Source organism: Pseudomonas gregormendelii (genome assembly GCF_017114825.1).
In the GTDB taxonomy this organism is placed as follows: Bacteria; Pseudomonadota; Gammaproteobacteria; order Pseudomonadales; family Pseudomonadaceae; genus Aquipseudomonas; species Aquipseudomonas gregormendelii.
Map to the genome: position 1 here is coordinate 1 of NZ_JADEVO010000107.1, position 641 is coordinate 641.

1 pseudogene is annotated in these 641 nt (G+C 60.2%); it reads left to right on the forward strand.

Annotated features, from left to right (window positions below):
- Positions 1-641 (forward strand): annotated as a pseudogene (locus IMW75_RS26780) (type IV secretion protein Rhs); the annotation flags it as partial.

The window sequence follows — 641 nt, forward strand, 5'->3', positions numbered from 1 at the left end:
CTGACCACCCTGGTCACGCAGGTTGATTACCCTGACGGCAGCACCTGGAAAGCCCGCTACGACGCCAAGGGCAACCTCATCGCCGAAGTCGATGCGCTGGGCAACAAGACCGAATACCTCAACAGCGACGACGGCCTGCCACACACCATCATCGACGCTACAAACAAGTCCAAATACCTGTGGTGGAACACCTTGGCCCAGGTCGAACGCTTCCAGGATTGCTCGGGCAAAAACACCCGGTACCGTTTCGACGAACGCCATCACCTCGTCGCCGTCACCGATGCCCTGAACCAGACCACCACCCTGGAACGCAAACCCGACGGCGAAGTGCTGCGCATCCAGCACCCCGACGGCAGCGCCGAGTCCTTCACCTACAACGCCCTCGGCCAGGTCCTGACGCATACCGATGGTAAAGGCCAGACCACACGCTTGCTACGTACCGCCCGAGGTCTGCCAAGCAGCCGACAGGACGCCAAGGGCCAGCGCATCCGTTACGAATACGACCAGGCCATTCGCCTGACGGCATTGGTCAATGAAAACAATGCCGCTTACCAGTTTGCCTACGACGCCTCCGATCGCCTGATCGAAGAAAAACGCATCGACAACCTGACCCGCCAGTTCAGCTACAACCTGGGCGGGCA